2 protein-coding genes and 1 pseudogene are annotated in these 1,996 nt (G+C 66.9%); 2 read left to right on the top strand and 1 reads right to left on the bottom strand.

Features of this window, described 5'->3' with window-relative positions; translation table 11 throughout:
- The first annotated feature begins 159 nt into the window (after positions 1-159).
- Positions 160-567, top strand: coding sequence for a hypothetical protein (locus P1K89_RS33245; RefSeq protein WP_439898072.1), 408 nt, complete (start codon positions 160-162; stop codon positions 565-567).
- Between the two features lie 28 nt (positions 568-595).
- Positions 596-1,341, top strand: a pseudogene (gene istB / locus P1K89_RS33250) (IS21-like element helper ATPase IstB).
- Positions 1,342-1,379: 38 nt separating this feature from the next.
- Here the strand turns inward: istB and P1K89_RS33255 are convergent.
- Positions 1,380-1,996 (bottom strand): transposase (locus tag P1K89_RS33255; RefSeq protein ID WP_501040109.1); only part of this gene is annotated, 617 nt, incomplete at its 5' end.

A 1,996-nucleotide genomic window follows, 5' to 3' on the forward strand; every position in this document is an offset into this window, starting at 1 on the left:
GCGCTCCTGGTGGAGCTGCCCAAGGCCAAGACCGCCGACGACTTCGAAGCCCTGCTGCCCTGGCGGCTCACGCCTCCTAGCGCCAAATAGACACGTCCGCAAGGGACGTGTCTGGAGGAGCGCTTACACCTGCTGGAGTGCTTCGCGTCGAATCAGCGCGTGGCCGGCCACGTCGTGAGCACCGTGCGCGGTGACTTCACCACGGTGGCCGAGCACATGCCAGCGTCGCACCGCGCACACCGGGAGTGGACGCCGGCCAAGCTCATCGCGTGGGGCCAGCGCATCGGGGTTAGCACCGCCGCGGTGGTGACCTGGCAGCTCGAACGCCGTCCGCACCCCGAGCAGGGCTACCGCGCTTGCCTGGGCCTGCTGGCCCTGGTGCGCAAGTACTCCGCCGAGCGGCTCGAGGCCGCCTGCACGCGGGCCATGGCCATCCGTGCGCCCACGCTGCGCAGCGTCACCAACATCCTCAAGTGCGGCCTGGACCGCCAACCCTCGCTGTTCCCCGTCGCGGCCGGCCCCGTCATCGAGCACGAGAACGTGCGCGGCCCCCACTACTACCACTGACCCCCAACCGTCGAAGGACGACACGCCGATGTTGAACGAACACACCCTGGACCAATTGCGCGGCCTGCGCCTGGACGGCATGGTCCACGCCATCGAGGAGCAGGCCACGAGCACCGCCGCGGCGGCGCTGTCCTTCGAAGACCGCCCGACGCTGCTGGTGAGAGCGAGGTCGCCTGGCGCGACGATCGTCGCGTGGCCCGGCTGCTCAAGGCGGCCAAGCTCAAGGTCAGCTCGGCCTGCATCGAGGACATCAACTGGCGCGCCAGCCGATCGCTCGACCGCGCCCTCATCACCACGCTGGCCGGCGGCGACTGGCTGTGCTACGCGCGCAACTTGCTGATCACCGGGGCCACCGGTTGCGGCAAAACTTGGCTGGCATGTGCGCTGGCGCATCAGGCCGCACGCAGCGGCTTCTCGGTGCTGTACGTGCGGGCGGCCAGGTTGTTCGACGAACTGCAGGTCGCTCATGGAGACGGCAGCTTCGCCCGCCGGCTGGTTCAGCTGGCCAAGCTCGATCTGCTGGTGATTGACGATTTCGCGATATCCCCCATGGGCCCGGCCGAACGCAACGACCTGCTGGAGTTGCTCGACGACTGCATCGGCACGCGCTCGACCTTGATCACCAGCCAGCTGCCGGTGAAGGCCTGGCACACCTACCTCAACGACCCGACGCTGGCCGATGCCATCCTCGACCGTATCGTCCACTCGAGCCACAAGATCGAGCTCAAGGGCACCAAGTCACTGCGCGACAACGAAGGCCATGCGGAGCCGTGAGACCTCACCTCGAGCACCTCACCTCGAGCACCTCACCTTCACGCTGGACCGCGCATGCGTACATGCTCGGTCCGGGGGGCCTCCGGCGGCCTGGCAGGGGCCTGAAGTTTGAAGATCAGATCAACCGCAAACCGATCTGTCGCGGGGACTACGACAGCACGTTTCAGGCTGATCGTGGACGATTGAGCTACATTCCAACCGAGTACTTGCGCGCGCTCCCAGCGCGTCATCCACGGCACCGATTCGCCGTCCACGATCAGCCTGAAACAGGCGTCCCCGATCGCTGAAATCCGCAGCTCGCTGGTGTGCCGCGCAGCGGTCTTGCCCAGCACCTCTCCGGTGGCCGTGTTCAGCGCCGCGAACAGGCTCAGCGTGCCGTTGCGCTTGTATTCGAAGCCATGGCTCTCCGCACGGCCCGGCGACAGCGGAAGCATGCGGTCCTTGCGGTCGAGCGCCTGAATCGCGGTCTTCTCATCCACGCAGAATACGGCAGCGTGCGCGGGCGGATTCAAGTACAACCCGATCACGTCGGCCGCCTTGGTCTCGAAGTCCGGGTCGTTGGAGACCATGTGCCGTTCCAGCCGATGCGGCTGCAGGCCATGCTTGCGCCAGACGCGCTGAACGGCAGAGAACGAGACATCACCCAGCTCGGCCG

The sequence above is a fragment of the Aquabacterium humicola genome, assembly GCF_030167915.1.
In the GTDB taxonomy this organism is placed as follows: domain Bacteria; phylum Pseudomonadota; class Gammaproteobacteria; order Burkholderiales; family Burkholderiaceae_C; genus Pseudaquabacterium; species Pseudaquabacterium humicola.